This window comes from Lawsonibacter celer (assembly GCF_014281125.1).
GTDB lineage: Bacteria > Bacillota > Clostridia > Oscillospirales > Oscillospiraceae > Lawsonibacter_B > Lawsonibacter_B celer.
The window spans coordinates 34892-49087 of record NZ_JACOEA010000003.1 but is presented as its reverse complement, the minus strand read 5'-3'; the positions used below and the strand labels follow the sequence as shown (position 1 = coordinate 49087).

13 protein-coding genes are annotated in these 14196 nt (G+C 58.8%); 6 read left to right on the top strand and 7 right to left on the bottom strand.

Annotated features, from left to right (window positions below; genetic code table 11):
- Positions 1-134: 134 nt before the first annotated feature.
- The 4 genes from H9Q75_RS06840 to H9Q75_RS06825 all read left to right on the top strand — a co-directional run bounded on the left by H9Q75_RS06840 (position 135) and on the right by H9Q75_RS06825 (position 4838).
- Complete coding sequence (locus tag H9Q75_RS06840; RefSeq protein ID WP_186565491.1) at positions 135-1739, top strand: CTP synthase; 1605 nt, start codon at positions 135-137, stop codon at positions 1737-1739.
- A 257-nt stretch (positions 1740-1996) separates the two neighbouring features.
- Complete coding sequence (locus H9Q75_RS06835) at positions 1997-2527, top strand: sigma-70 family RNA polymerase sigma factor (RefSeq protein ID WP_186565489.1); 531 nt, start codon at positions 1997-1999, stop codon at positions 2525-2527.
- A 101-nt stretch (positions 2528-2628) separates the two neighbouring features.
- Positions 2629-3543 (top strand): DUF4367 domain-containing protein, encoded by a 915-nt coding sequence (locus H9Q75_RS06830; RefSeq protein ID WP_186565487.1) that lies wholly within the window; start codon positions 2629-2631, stop codon positions 3541-3543.
- A gap of 938 nt (positions 3544-4481) precedes the next feature.
- Positions 4482-4838: a sporulation initiation factor Spo0A C-terminal domain-containing protein gene (locus tag H9Q75_RS06825; RefSeq protein ID WP_186565485.1), complete on the top strand. Its 357-nt coding sequence runs from the start codon at positions 4482-4484 to the stop codon at positions 4836-4838.
- 59 nt (positions 4839-4897) lie between these two features.
- Here H9Q75_RS06825 and H9Q75_RS06820 read toward each other — a convergent pair whose 3' ends face one another.
- The 3 genes from H9Q75_RS06820 to H9Q75_RS06810 form a co-directional block, all read right to left on the bottom strand.
- Positions 4898-5593 (bottom strand): hypothetical protein, encoded by a 696-nt coding sequence (locus H9Q75_RS06820; RefSeq protein ID WP_186565483.1) that lies wholly within the window; start codon positions 5591-5593, stop codon positions 4898-4900.
- Between the two features lie 71 nt (positions 5594-5664).
- Entirely contained in the window at positions 5665-7071 is a 1407-nt protein-coding gene (locus H9Q75_RS06815) for a Sapep family Mn(2+)-dependent dipeptidase (protein ID WP_186565481.1), read from the bottom strand.
- Between the two features lie 6 nt (positions 7072-7077).
- A complete protein-coding gene (locus H9Q75_RS06810; protein WP_186565479.1) occupies positions 7078-7728 on the bottom strand; it encodes a helix-turn-helix transcriptional regulator in 651 nt (216 codons plus the stop codon).
- A 146-nt stretch (positions 7729-7874) separates the two neighbouring features.
- Here H9Q75_RS06810 and H9Q75_RS06805 point away from each other — a divergent pair, with 146 nt between their 5' ends.
- On the top strand, positions 7875-8399 hold the full coding sequence (locus tag H9Q75_RS06805) for a transcription repressor NadR (RefSeq protein WP_186565477.1): 525 nt from the start codon (positions 7875-7877) through the stop codon (positions 8397-8399).
- A gap of 108 nt (positions 8400-8507) precedes the next feature.
- Positions 8508-10169 carry a Na+/H+ antiporter NhaC family protein gene (locus tag H9Q75_RS06800; protein WP_186565475.1) on the top strand — a complete coding sequence of 554 codons (1662 nt, stop codon included), beginning with the start codon at positions 8508-8510 and terminating at the stop codon, positions 10167-10169.
- A gap of 105 nt (positions 10170-10274) precedes the next feature.
- On the opposite strand, the gene H9Q75_RS06795 is transcribed toward H9Q75_RS06800, so the two are convergent.
- From H9Q75_RS06795 to H9Q75_RS12780, 4 genes are all read right to left on the bottom strand, one after another.
- Entirely contained in the window at positions 10275-10742 is a 468-nt protein-coding gene (locus H9Q75_RS06795) for a nucleoside deaminase (protein WP_186565473.1), read from the bottom strand.
- Positions 10743-10809: 67 nt separating this feature from the next.
- The gene (locus tag H9Q75_RS06790) at positions 10810-11943 is read right to left on the bottom strand and encodes a DHHW family protein (RefSeq protein WP_186565471.1); all 1134 of its coding nucleotides are present in this window, start codon (positions 11941-11943) and stop codon (positions 10810-10812) included.
- A 12-nt stretch (positions 11944-11955) separates the two neighbouring features.
- Positions 11956-13359, bottom strand: coding sequence for an MBOAT family O-acyltransferase (locus tag H9Q75_RS06785; protein ID WP_186565469.1), 1404 nt, complete (start codon positions 13357-13359; stop codon positions 11956-11958).
- A gap of 91 nt (positions 13360-13450) precedes the next feature.
- On the bottom strand, positions 13451-14182 hold the full coding sequence (locus tag H9Q75_RS12780; protein WP_186565466.1) for a DUF4358 domain-containing protein: 732 nt from the start codon (positions 14180-14182) through the stop codon (positions 13451-13453).
- Between the last annotated feature and the right edge of the window lie 14 nt (positions 14183-14196).

Genomic DNA, 14196 nt, shown 5'->3' with positions numbered 1-14196 from the left:
AAAAACCTGCAAAAGCCCCTTGACGGCGGCGGGGGATCGCCGTAAAATAAGGAAGATTTTTGGAAGAAGGAACAAAAAGGGGCAAAGACGTCCCCGGACAATGGCGTCCCATGTGTTATGGGAGGGAAATACGGATGGCAGTGAAGTATATTTTCGTCACCGGCGGCGTGGTCTCCGGGCTGGGCAAGGGCATTACGGCGGCATCCCTGGGGCGGCTTCTGAAGCAGCGCGGCCTGAGGGTAAAGGTGCAGAAGCTGGACCCCTATCTCAACGTGGACCCGGGCACCATGAGCCCCTATCAGCACGGCGAGGTGTTCGTCACCGACGACGGCGCGGAGACTGACCTGGACCTGGGGCATTACGAGCGCTTTATTGACGAGAATCTCACCTTCAATTCCTCGGTATCCTCCGGAAAGGTGTACTGGAACGTGCTCAATCGGGAGCGGGCCGGGGACTACCTGGGGGGCACCGTGCAGATCATCCCCCACATCACTGGGGAGATCAAGCGCAACATCTACTCCCTGGATACGCCGGACACCGACGTGGCCATTGTGGAGATCGGCGGCACCGTGGGCGACATTGAGTCCCAGCCCTTCCTGGAGTCCATTCGGCAGGTGGCCGCCGAGCGGGGCCGCCAGAATGTGATGTTCATCCACGTGTCCCTGATCGTCTCCATCCCCGGCAGCGGGGAGCTCAAAAGCAAGCCCACCCAGCACTCCGCCAAGGAGCTGCTGAGCCTGGGCATCCAGCCGGACGTGATCATGTGCCGCTCCGACTACCCACTGTCCCAGGAGATTCTGGATAAAATCTCCCTGTTCTGCAACATTCCGAAGGAAAACGCCATTCCCAACCTGACGGCGGACATCCTCTATGAGGTGCCCCTGATGCTGGAGAGGGAGGGCCTGGCCGACGTGGCGGTGCGACGCCTGGGGCTGATCTGCCACATGCCGGACCTGACCGAGTGGGCTACCATGGTCCACCGGGCCAAGCACCCCCATGGTGAGGTGGAGATCGCCCTGGTGGGCAAATATGTGGGTCTGCACGACGCGTACCTCAGCGTGGTGGAAGCGCTGACCCACGGCGGCATTGAGAACGACGTGAAGGTAAAAATCCGCTGGGTGGATTCCGAGACGGTCACCGATGGGAACGCCGCCGAGCGCCTGGCCGGAGCCCACGGCATATTGGTGCCCGGGGGCTTCGGGGATCGGGGCATTGAGGGCATGATTTCCGCCGTCCGGTACGCCCGGGAGAATGGGGTGCCCTTCTTCGGTATCTGTCTGGGCATGCAGATGGCGGTCATCGAATACGCCCGCCACGTGGCCGGCATGCCGGACGCCCACTCCAGCGAGCTCAGCCAGACCACCGCTCATCCGGTCATCGATCTGATGAGCGACCAGCGGGGCATTACCGCCAAGGGCGGCACCATGCGTCTGGGGGCCTATCCCTGCCATATGGCGGCCGACGGCCCCGCAAGGCGTGCCTACGGCACGGATGACATCAGTGAGCGGCACCGCCACCGCTATGAGTTCAACAACGACTACCGGGAGGCCCTGACCGAGAAGGGCCTCCAGCTGGCGGGCCTGTCCCCGGACGGGCGGCTGGTGGAGATTGTGGAGCTGCCCGGGCACCCCTGGTTTGTGGGCGTGCAGTTTCACCCCGAGTTCAAGAGCCGTCCCAACAAGGCTCACCCCTTGTTCCGAGATTTTATCGGCGCAGCAAAAAAGTACAGTGGACAGTAAGCCGGGGCAAGGCCCGGCGGAGCAGTACCCCCGGCGTTCGGAAGCAGACGCCGGGGGTATTTTGCATGCTGCAGGGCGCATGCCCTCCAACAAGCGGTAGTAGAGCAGAATGAAGCAATTGTTGCTTCTATATCGGCAAAGTTCGGCCATATAATCTTGCCCAAACGCAGAACGGAGGCAAAGCGGTACACAGAAAGAACCAAAACACAGGAAATCGGGAGCATACAGAGCGGATTAGTAGGAAGAGGGATGCGCCAGTGACAGTAGAACAAGAAGAATTTTTCGAAGAGCTGTACTCGAAATATTTCAACAAAATCAGGCTCTATGCCGAAAGCGTGATTCCCAATGAGGAGCGAGCACATGAGGTTGCACAGGACACGTTTCATGAAGCGGTCCGGAAAATCGACGAAGTCATCCATCATCCCAACCCGCCCGCGTGGCTGTATACTACCGCGCGCAACAAGGCGAGGGACTGCAAGAGAAAATACCTGCGCGACCTCAAGCGCTGTATCGAACTGAACCGGGAGATGGAGGAAGCAATCGCCTCGCCGGAGGCGTCCATGGATGAGCGCCTGACCTGTGGAGAATCCCCCGGCGTGATGGAACGCACACAGCGGGCGTTGACGCCGGAAGAATTTCGGTTTCTAAAACAGCTGACCTTGGAGGGCAGGGGCCATGCGGAGGTCGCCGAAGAATGGGGGATCACGCTGTGGACCAGCTATAAGCGGCTCCAACGCATCCGCGAAAAGCTGAAAGGTTATTTCCGGGAGCGGGAAGAGGAAGAATAGAGCCGCACCCGGGGCGTGAAAAAATTTTTTTGAAAAAATTTTGATTTTTATGTCAGGATTCGTCCTGAACGACAATATATAAAGTGAGGGGGGTTCAGCGTATGGCCCGGAACGACGCGTCGAAGGAATACGCCTATCTGAACCAATTGAGTACGCAGGAGCTGGTAGAGCTGCTGCGTACGGACATGGAATTAATGGAACATGAAAACGAAAATGAAGAAATGATTCTGGCAATATTGGAGGTGATGGAAAAGCGGGAGAAGGCACGGGCCGACGGCCGTTTGCCGGACACCAAACAGGCCTGGGAGGAATTCCAGACGCTATACAACACACCGGAAGGGGAGAATCTGTCTCTCTATTCCACGGAGGCCCCGGAAGTGCGGGAGGACAAGCCGTCCGCCGCAGCCCGCCGCGGCCGCCCCACGCTGCGCCGTATTTTGGTTATCGCGGCCGTGGTGGCCTGCCTGGTTGTATTTGCGCTTCCCGCGGCAACGGGCCATGAAAACTTTTTGACTATGATCGGCGTATGGACTGACGACTCGTTTCAATTCGGACCCAACGGGATCCCCTCTCAAAATCCTGTCGCTCATACGAATAAAGTTGAACCGATGTTAACAGATGGTACATATGACAGTCTGCAGGAAGCTCTAGACACATATAACATTAAAGTTGTAAGTGCGCCTAGGTGGGTTCCTGAAGGCTTTGAACTGAATTCTATATTAGTTCGGGAACTCTCTAGCCTAGAAAAGGTAGAATTTGATGCGTTTTACTTGAATGGTGATGCGACAATTTCTATTACCTACATTTGGTACCGGGATAGAGAAAATGCTCCTGTTTATGAGAAGGATGGAGTACCAGTTCAGTTTTATAGAGTTGGCGACGTAGTGCATTACCTTTTCGAAAATAATAAGCAGTACGTTGCGGCCTGGACATATGATTCATTTGAATGTACTATACGGGCTGACTTGCCGATGAGCGACATGGAGAAAATAATTGACTCTATGTACGAAAGGTAAGTGAAAGTATGCGTAAATCTTGTTCCAGAATCTGTGCCCTGTTGGTGGCACTCTCGATTGTACTCTCTGTCCCCGCGTTGGCCAATACTTATAGAGCCAGTGATCAGATAAGTTCTCATAACGTAGAGGCTGTTGCAACAGGAGGAGGCGCATTTGAGGTTTATTTTAACGTATATGGAACCGGAAAGATGACCTGTCTTGGTGCAGAAAGTATTGTGATACGTGAGAAATCCGGAAGCGTATGGAGAGTTGTAGAGACCTACGACCGTGATGATTCCGGAATGACATCCAGCAATGCATTTGTACATGCTGCAACACTCTATCACAATGGTACTTCTGGAACAGAATATATGATCGAAGTCACCCTGTTTGCCGAGAACTCCTCTGGGTATGACTCCAGACTGAGAGTGGTCTACGTGACCGCGTAACCGGTAAAGGCCCCGAAGCGGCGCCCGGGTGGGCGCCGCTTCTCTTGTAAGAAATTTGAGGACAGAGGGGAGGGAAAGGCTTTGGCGGCCCTGATCGGCGCCGCCCCTGCCGGCTTAGCCGGCCGAGCACCTACACACAATAATAAAGTATTTTGTTTCTCTCACACGGTGATCCGAAGCGCGCCTCATGGAAGGACGCCTGTCGGGCCGGTAAACTTTTCCTATCTTCTGTCGAATATAGGGAGGTTTACATGATGAAAAAGTAGAAACTTCGGTTTCAGTCCTATCTGGCGCCCTTTACTAAAGAGTTCCGGACCAGACGCCGCAGTACTCAAGAACGGATGGCGGAGCAGCTGCGTATTACCACGCGTTCTTACTCCGACCTGGAACGGGAGAAAAGCTGCTTTTCCGGAACATCCCTGATCTTCCTTATCATCCTTTTAACACGGGAGGAATTGTTTGGAATGCAGGAGAGATTAAGAGAACTGGCTGCACTGGAGGATGAAGAAGATGAACTTGACTAACGAAGTGTCCGCCGAGGGAAAAATCCACACGCTTTTGTTCCGCCTCGGCGTTACGCCGAACTATACCGGCTTTTTCCACGCTACCCACGCGGCTGAACTGGTCATGGGCCGGCCGGAGCGCCTGCTTTTGGTCACAAAATGGCTCTATCCGGATGTGGCGAAGCACTACAGGACCACCTGGCAGGCGGTTGAACGCAACATCCGCACCGCGGTAAGCCGCGCCTGGCTGTGCAACCCGGGGCTGCTCTCCGAGCTGGCCGACCGGCCGCTCCAGGACAGGCCCACCACCGCTGAGTTTGTCTCCATTCTCGCGGCGGCGGCCTCCGGACACACGCCGGATTAAACCGCAAAAAAGTGCGCGGGCCCAAATCTTCAGATTTGGGCCCGCGCAGGTTGCTTTTCTCAGAAATTATAGTCAATAATCAGCCAATCCAGGTTGTCAAAGTCGGACTGGGGAATGCCCCAGAGGCCGTCCTCGTCCTCGGCCACCTGGACCAGGAGGGACGAGCTGTCCAGATAGCCCAGCTCGGGCAGCTTCTCCCGGGTCAGATCAATAATCAGCTGCGCCCAGGCCGCGTCGTAGGCCGCGTAGAAGGTATCATACTCGTCGTCAGACATGCTCGCCACGTCAACGTCGTCATACTGGGCGTTGAAGTCGTCCGCAGCCCCGCCGTTGAGAGCGTCGGCCACCAGGTGGAAGATGTCGATGGGCTCCACCGTCACCTTGACACTGTAGGTCTTGTCGTCCTGCTTGGTGGCGGCGGAGACGGTGTACTTGGAATAGGAGTAGATCTCCTTATAGAGGTCCACAATATCGGCCTTGATGTCGTCGGTCAGATTGTCGATCTGGAACACGCTGGCGAAATACTCCGCCTCGGACTCCAGGCCGGAGATGTAGTCGTCCTCGCACTCGTTCTCGGTGATGTCCACCACATTCATGTACTCGTCAAATTCGCCCAGGTAGGTCTTGTTCAGCAGTCCCTGAATGTATTTGGTGGCGTCAAAGGCGCTGACCCCTCCGCCGCCGCAGGCGGTCAGGCTCAGCACCAGGGCCAGCGCCGGAATCAGGGCGCAGGCGCGTTTGAACAATCGTCTCATGGGTCTCACTATTCTCCCTTTCTTTATTATTGATTCACTCCGAAGAGAAAACCGACTGAATAAGCGGGCGCTCACGCACACAGGCGCGCGATGGCCAGGGCAAAGATTTTGCAGGCGGTGAGCAGGTCGTCCACGCAGGTGTGCTCATCCGCGCCATGCATGTTGCCGTCAAAACCGGGCATGCCGCAGCCAAAGGCCACACCGCCGGGGATATGGTGCACATAGGTGCCGCCGCCGATGGCCAGGCACGCGCCCTTCCGGCCGCTATACTGCTCGTAGCAGGCCAGCAGAGTCTGGACCAGAGGGGAGTCGGCCGGGGTATGGTGGGGTGGCTCCATCTCGCCCTGCACGGTAAAGCCCAGGCGGGCAAAGGCGGCCTCGGCCACGGCCTTGCAGTTGGCCTCGTCCGCGCAGAGGGGGACCCGGCTGTCGAAGCGGCCCTCCAGGCCGGTCTCGCCCACCTCCAGCAGGGAGAAGGCCAGGGAGAGCGCGCCGGAAACCGCGTCCGCCTGGGCGATCCCAAGGGCCGCGCCGGTGCAGTCCCCGTGGGGGAAGAGGGTGTTCAGGGACCAGATGGCCGCCGTGCTGCCCGTCTTGGCCAGGGGCAGGGCCCGCAGCAGGTGCAGCAGGGCGGTGACGGCGTTGTTGCCACCCTCGGGCAGGGAGGCGTGGGAACCCTTGCCGTGGCACAAGATGCGCAGGTCATCCCCCTCCTCCCGCAGCTCATAGGCGGCGCCGGTATCGGCGGCGGCCCGGTCGCAATAGGGCCGGGCGGCCTGGGCGGACAGGCCGGCCACCAGGGCCTCTGCCTCGGGAGGCAGCACATTGATGCGGAAGCCGCCGTGGAGCTCCTTCACCCGGGGGGTGGCAGTCTCCGCCGGCCAGGTCTTGGTGAAGGTGGGCTTGTAGCTGCCCTTCTCCGTGTTGATGAGGGGGAACTCCGCGTCCGGGGAGAAGGTATAGGGAGCATAGGGCTCCCGGGCGTAATAGTAGGCGATGTCGGACGAGCCGCTCTCCTCGTCGGTACCCAGGATCAAGCGGGCGTTTTTGCTCAGGGGGATGGCTAGGTCCCGGAGGGCCTTCATGGCCAGCAGCGCGGCCACGGCGGGGCCCTTATCGTCGTCAGTGCCGCGGCCGTAGAGCATCCCGTCCACCAGCCTGGGCTCATAGGGCGCGGTGACGGTCCAGCCCGTGCCCTCGCCCACCACGTCCAGGTGGCAGAGAATGTGCAAGGCGGTCTCCTGATCGTTCAGATCCGCCGTGCCCACGTAGTTTTCATAATTGCGCACGTCCATGCCCAGCTCACCGGCCAGCTTCAGCGCCTCCGCCAGGGCGGCGGCGGGGCCGGGGCCGAAGGGCATGCCGGGCCGGGCCTCCTCCCGGACGCTGCGGATGCGCACCAGGCGGGAGATGTGCTCCACCAGCTCTGCGCGGCGGGCGGGGTCGTCAAAATAGGCGTCAATCTCGTGTTCGTACATCAAACGTCACTCCAGTTCCTCGTCGCCCTTCTCGCCACGCTCCAGCTCACCCAGGTACTTGTACACGGTGTACCGGGAGACCTGCAGCCGCTTGGCCACAAAGGGCACAGATTTGCGGTAGGAAAATGCACTGTTCTGGTCCAACAGGGCGATGATCTTCAGCCGGTCCCGCTTGTTCAGGCTGGCCACCGGCTTGCCCACAGCGGCCAGGCATTTGTCGAAAAGCTCGGCGAGCAGTTGCTCCCCGCCGCCCTGCCACATGGCGCTCTGCAGGTCGGCCTCCGCGCTCATCAGGTCCACCAGGATGCGGTTGGCATACACCAGGGAGGTGTAGTCAAAGTTGATGCCCAAGGCCAGGTTGTACGCCTCGCCGATCAGATGGAAGGTGCTGCTTTTGATCTGCTGACCGGAGGGGGTGGTGGCGTAGAGATTCACAAAGTCGGTGACCAGGGCGTTCTCGTCCAGCTCCCGGGCCGTGCCCAGGATGTCCATGGTGGAGCCCACCTCACGGCCGGAGACATGTCCGTTGTAGATGGACAGAATCGGGTGCCGGGGGTCCTCCATGTCGTGGACCAGTGTCTCACAGGAGGAGCCGAACATCTCGGCGATCCCACGGGCGGTGCGGTCCAAAAATTCAAAAGCCTCTGCGCGCGTCATGGCGGACATGCCCCTTTCTGTGCCAATGATAAAAGAAACGCTGCTGTTAAAAAATTTTACCTTGTCAGAGGGAAAAAAGCAAGGCAAATTGTGCGCACATATGGTACAATAGCTTAGTGAATACAAGGGAAATGGGAGGAATGGATATGCAGGCATTGAGCGCGGCGGAGCGCAGGGCGGCGGTGGCCCGCCTGCTGGAGGCGGCGCAGGGGCCGGTGAGCGCCTCGGCTTTGGCGGCAAAGTTCTCCGTGAGCAGACAGATCATTGTGGGAGACGTGGCGCTGCTGCGGGCGGCGGGGGCGGATATCTCCGCCACGCCCCGGGGCTATCTAGTCAACCGGAAGCGGGGTATGGTGGAGCGCACCGTGGCCTGCGTCCACGCCCCGGAGGATATGGAGCGGGAGCTCAACGCCATTGTGGACGCGGGCGGCGAGGCGGTGGACGTGGTGGTGGAGCACCCGGTCTATGGCCAGCTCACTGGCGCGCTGCACGTCCGCAGCCGGTCCGACGTGGCGCAGTTTATCCGCCGGGTGGCCGAAAACAGAGCCAAGCCCCTGTCCAATTTGACCGGCGGGGTTCATCTGCATACGATCCGCACGCCGGACGAGGCGGCCTGCCGCAGAGTGATCCAGGCCCTCGAGCGGGAGGGCTTTCTGTTCCATATGCCGTAAAAGGGGCACTGCGGAATAAAGTGTTGAGCTTTTCTCCCGAATATATTATACTAGAACAGGTTTCGACCGAATGTGTGTCTGTTCCAGAAAGAAAAATGGGAGGAAGAAATGAAAGCGAAGAAAAAGAGTAAGCTCACACGGATCGTGCTGGGCGTATTTCTGATCGCCGCAGTGGCCCTGCTCGCGGCGGGAATCTCCTGGGGCCGCGGCAATGTGGACCCCGCCACCGGCGAGGCGCTGGGGCTGGTGGGGACGGCCTGGGCACTGCTGCCGCCCATTTTGGCCATCGGCCTGGCGCTGATTACCAAGGAAGTATATGTTTCCCTGTTCTTTGGCTGCGCCGTGGGCGCGCTCTATTACGGCCTGGGGCAGCCGGTGGACGCCACGGTCCATCTGTTTGACACCATGATCGGGAAGGTGAGCGATAACCTGGGCATTGTCATTTTCCTGGTGATCCTGGGGATCATTGTGGCACTGATGAACAAGTCCGGAGGCTCCCGTGCCTATGGCGAGTGGGCCAGAAAGGCCATCAAGACCCGCCGGGGGGCGCAGCTGTCCACCTTCTTGCTGGGCTGTGTCATCTTTGTGGACGACTACTTCAACTGCCTGACCGTGGGAAACGTGATGCGGCCTGTCACCGATGCCCATCAGATCTCCCGGGCCAAGCTGGCCTATATCATTGACTCCACGGCCGCGCCTGTGTGCATCATCGCGCCCATCAGCTCCTGGGCAGCCGCAGTGGCCGGCATGGTGGAGGGCACCGACGGCCTGGCTCTGTTTATCCGGGCCATCCCCTTCAACTATTATGCCCTGCTGACCTTGCTCACCGTGGTATTGATCTCGGCCCTCAACATTGACTTCGGCCCCATGCGTACCTTTGAGTACAACGCACGGTATAAAGATGACCTGTACACCACGCCTGAGCGGCCCTATGCGGACTCAGAGGAGGAGGAGGTCTCCTCCCGGGGCAGGGTGATGGACCTGATTCTGCCGGTGGTGGTGCTGATCGCGGCCTGTATTCTGGGGCTGATCTATACCGGCGGCTTCTTTGATCCAGCCAGCGAGTATTATATGGACCTGGTGCAGTCCTTCGCCAACTGCTCGGCCACCAGCGGACTGATGTACGGGGGCTTTGTCGCCATTCTGTTCGCCTTTGTCTACTTTGTACTGATCCGGCGCAATATCTCCTTTGAGTCCTTTGCGGATTCTGTGCCGGCGGGCTTCAAGGCCATGGTGCCAGCCATCCTGATCCTGACCTTTGCCTGGACGATCAGCGGCATCACCAGCTCCCTGGGTGCGGCCGACTTTGTCGCCGGCTTCATCTACACCTATGCCAGAGGGCTGAGCAGCTTCCTGCCCGCCATTATTTTCCTCATTGCCTGCGGCCTGGCCTTTGCCACCGGCACATCCTGGGGGACCTTCGGCATCCTCATCCCCATCATTGTGGAGGTGTTCCCCAACGGCTCCACCATCCAGGTCATCGGGATCTCCGCGTGCATGGCGGGGGCGGTCATGGGCGACCACTGCTCCCCCATTTCCGACACCACAATTATGTCCTCCACCGGTGCCCAGTGCAGCCATTTGGACCATGTGGCCACACAGCTCCCCTATGTGCTTACCGTGGCGGCAGTGTGCTTTGTGTCCTATCTGTTTGCCGGATTTATCCAGAATGTGTTTGTAAACCTGGCCATCGGCGTGGTGCTGATGGCGGCAGTTCTGCTGATCCTGAAGAAGGCGTCCGGCCGCGCCGCACCCGGACGGGCGGGCTGAGACAGAAAGCCCCTTTGCCCGCTAGGGGGCGCATAAAAGCAAAAAAGCTTCGGGACTGAGCGGTTCTCAGCCCCGAAGCTTTTTTGGGTTCTATGGATGCTCCGATCAGTGCTTCCCATGGGCGGAAAAATACTCCCTGAGGACCTCCAGGCTCTCCGCCCGCAGCACGCCGGGGGTGACCTGGGGACTGTAATGGGAATGCTCAAATACGATTCTGCTGCATGGGCTGCCTCTGGAGGAGAGGAGGCTACACAGCTCCAGATCGCTTGCGCCGTAGACCAGCCGGCCCAGCCTGGCCCATACCATGGCGCCGCTGCACATAAAGCAGGGCTCGCAGCTGGAATATAAAGTGTATTCATGCAGATCGGTGACGCCCGTCTCCGCACAGAAGGCTTGGATCAATCCCAGCTCTGCATGAGCGGTAAAATCGTGCCGGCTGTAAATCTGATTTTCATTTGTGTGGACAATCTGGCCGTCCCTGACCAGCACCGCGCCGAAAGGTTCGTTTCCGTGGCGCGCCGCCTCCCGGGAGAGGCGGATGGCCTCTTTCATAAAGAACTCGTCCTGCTTCATCCTGCTGCCTCCCTACAATTCCGGATTGGAAGCCCCGCCCATACGGGCGGGGCCTTTTGTATTCCGGTCACTTCAGCCATACCAGGTTGGAGTCGGAGGTAAAGTTGGGCACGCTGTAGAGCACCAGGGCCTCGTCAATGCCGTTGCGCTGGACATACTCAGAGACCGAGAGCTTGTAGTAGCGCAGGTCGATCAGATGAATCTCGGAGAAGTGGGGGGTGAGGAAGGGTACCAAGGAATCCGCGTAGGAGTCCCGGATGATGAGAAGCTTGGGCGCGTCCGGGTTATTGGTATTGGTCACCACGCCCAAGGATTGGTTGCCCCCCAGGAACATGGAGTACTGGTCCTTGACCGTCAGATAGGACTCGTCATAGAGCTGCCGGGGCTCCTCCACCGGATTGCCCTTGGCGTCATAGGTGTGGGAGACCACGGTGATCCCGTCCTCGGGCACATAGGTGTCGATGCGGTCGGGGCGCACCCAGCGCACGCCGGAGGAGGAGAACACCGTTCCGTAGAAGGACTCGCTGACGGTGGTCTTGTCGTACTGCTCCAGGGGGACGGGGGTGAGCCCCATGGCCTGGCACAGGGCGGTATAGCCGTAATAGGCGCCTAGGCTCGTCCAATGGTGGTCGGTCCGGTAGAAGATATCCTCATCCTTGTGGGCGAACAGGGAGGAATAGGAGTCATACCACTGGGCGGCGGTTGCGCCCGCCGCCTGCTCCAGAATCGCGGTCTGGTCGGCGTTGGGGGCACCGGCGGGCAGACGGTCGGCCCAGATGCAGGCCTGGGTCGGGATCAGGGAGAAGTACACCGGGATATCCACATTTTCCACAAACTTGTTCACATAATTCAGGTTATTAGTCACCTTGGTCCCGTCTGGCTCGTCAAATCTGGTGATGAGGGTATCCTGGTCACAAAAATAGACGTTGTTGTTTTCCTTCTTGCCCAGGGCGCGCTCGGTGGAGGACTTGAGTGCGATCCAGCCGTCCCGGCCCACAAACTGGTCGGTGACATAGGTCTCAAAGTCAGACATAAAGCTGCCGTTGACCAGGGTTTTCACAGACGGCACGGGGAGTTGAGCCAGCGTCCGATTTTCCATCTGGGAAAATTCCCGATCCGGGGAGACGGCGTTGGCCACCAGGAATACCCCGATAAAGGCGCAGAACAGGGCGGTAATGAAGATGCAGTAGCGTTTGCTCATAGTTGGACCTCCTTAAAAACGAAAATAGAGGAAGGGATTGTAGGTGGCGTCTACCAGATAGGCGGTGGAGAAAATCAGCCCGGCCAGCAGTAAAACGGGCAGGATCAGCCGCATGGACCGCTCCGGCAGGCGCCTCCACAATCTGGCGGCCAGGGGGGTGCAGGCCACGCAGGAGATGATAAGCATGGGGAGATAGGAAAGAAGATAATACAGAAAGTTATCGTTTGCGGCCCCGCCGCCGGCCATTCCGAACATGGCCTTCAGATAGCCGCCCATGTGGCCGAAGTCCTCCACTGCGAAGATGGCCCAGCTGACCACCACCAGAAAGAGGGTATACAGGTGCTGGAGAAGGGCGGGCAGCTTCTGCAGGGCTTTGAGCAGAAAGGCCTTTTCCAGAATCAGAAGGGCGGCGAAATAGAGGCCCCAGAGGAGAAAATTCCAGCTGGCCCCGTGCCAGATGCCGGTGGCAGCCCAGACCAGCAGCAGATTAAAGAAGAGACGGGGCTTGCTCACTCGGTTGCCGCCCAGGGGGATATACATATACTCCCGGAACCAGGTGCCCAGAGAGATATGCCAGCGACGCCAGAATTCCGTGATGGATTTGGCGATATAGGGGTAGTCAAAGTTGCGCATAAACTCAAAGCCGAGCATGCGGCCCAGGCCAACGGCCATATCCGAGTAGCCGGAGAAGTCAAAATAGAGCTGCAGGGAGAACGCCGCCACCCCCAGCCACGCACCGGCGGTGGTGAGCTGTTCCACCGGGAGGGCCTTGTAGGCGTCCCACAACATCCCCAGATTGTTGGCCAGCAGCACTTTCTTGGCCAGGCCCACCACAAATACCTGCACCCCGGAGGCAAACTGCTCCGGGGAATGGGTACGGAAGTCAATCTGTTCGTCCAGGTCCTTGTACTTGATGATAGGACCCGCGATCAACTGGGGAAACAGGGTCACAAAGGTGCCAAAATTGACGATATTTTTCTGTACTCTGGCATCCCCCCGGTATACGTCGATGGTATAGCTCATGGTCTGAAAGGTGTAAAAGGAGATGCCGATGGGCAGGCTCAGCCCCAGCTTGGGCATGATGTTCAGGCCGACAGCGGCTAGACTGCCCGCAATAAAGTCCCAGTACTTGAAGAAAAACAGAAGCGCCAGATTAAAAATCACCGACGAGGCCACTGCCATCCGGGCGCCCCTGTCATTTCCGCTGCGCTTGCAGCGGTCCACCAGCATGCCGTGCGTATAGTCAATGCCGATCGAGACAAACATGATGAGGATGTAAACTGGTTCGCCCCAGGCATAAAAGATCAGGTTAAATACCAGAAGCACAAGGTTGCGCCATTTGAGAGGAGTAATATAGTATGCAATTAATACAATGGGGAGATACAAAAATAGAAAATACAGGCTGGAAAAAACCAAAAAGTCACCTTCTTCTTGTTTCGCAGTCAGAAAGGCGCCCGGCGGGGCACACCCGCCGGGCGTCCTGCTACGGTATTATACCCGATTCGCCTTATTTTGTATATCTGTTAAAGAGTTCGACCGCTTTGTCTGCCTGGTCGGAGATGGCAAAAAGGATGTAATTGCCGTTAGTGACCAGCTTATAGTTCTGCACTAATTCTAATTGCTCAGGGAGATACTGGCTCCACTGCTCCTCCAGGTCGGCCTGGCGGGCCTCAACCCCGGCCTTGACCGCATCCATCTTGCCTTCCTTTACCTCGGCAATGAAGAACTCGGTGGCCTGGACATTCATCATAGGCATCTTGCAGACAAATCTGGTCAGGTCGCCGGTGTCAATGCCATACAGGGTGGAGAAGGTATCAGCGTCCACGTCGGACAGGGACGGGATGTCCAGAGCGGAGATCTCATTCCAGACGGACTGAACCACATTGGACTGAGGGGTGGGCGTCGGCGCGGGAGTGGGCTTTGCGGAGGGCGCGGGGGTGGGCTTGGGCGCCGGCGTCTGGGAGGGCTGGGCGGAGGGAGTGGGGGAAGGCTTCTGTGCAGGCGTTGTGGTATCCGGCACATCGCTCTCCTCCGGGGCGGGGGTGTCGTCAGGCGTGTCGGTCTCTTCAACGCCTGGGGCGGGGGTTTCGGTGGAGCCGGGCAGCGAGGGGGTGACAGACTCCGTGGCGGGCGGGGTGGAGGTCTCAGGTGCGGGCTCGGAATTGCCGCCGGAGCAGCCAGCCAGCAGGCTTAGGGCCAGCGTCCCGGCCAGGGCCAGGGCGAGAAAATGACGAGTCATAGCAGTACTCCTTT